The organism is Mammaliicoccus stepanovicii, from assembly GCF_002902525.1.
GTDB classification, from domain to species: domain Bacteria; phylum Bacillota; class Bacilli; order Staphylococcales; family Staphylococcaceae; genus Mammaliicoccus; species Mammaliicoccus stepanovicii.
Genome location: NZ_PPQZ01000124.1, coordinates 1 through 304 on the forward strand (window position 1 = coordinate 1; position 304 = coordinate 304).

The window sequence follows — 304 nt, forward strand, 5'->3', positions numbered from 1 at the left end:
CACAGTTACGGCTGAACCAGGTTCTAAAGTCGAACTATTTGATAAAGATGGGCATAAGATTGGTGAAGGCGAAGCTGATGATCAAGGTCACGCTACGATTACACCGACACAACCTTTACCGGAAGGTAATGTCACAGCGAAGGCAACAGATAAGGCGGAACATCCAAATACTTCTGAATCATCTGATCCAGTAAAAGTGACGGATAACACACCACCTTCTAAACCAGTAATCGACACAGATTTAACAGGTAAAGCTGGATCTACTGATCCAATCACAGTTACGGCTGAACCAGGTTCTAAAGTT

1 protein-coding gene is annotated in these 304 nt (G+C 43.4%); it reads left to right on the forward strand.

What is annotated here, in order from left to right:
* A partial coding sequence (locus tag CD111_RS12590) for an Ig-like domain-containing protein (protein WP_240610514.1) occupies window positions 1-304 on the forward strand: 304 nt, incomplete at both ends.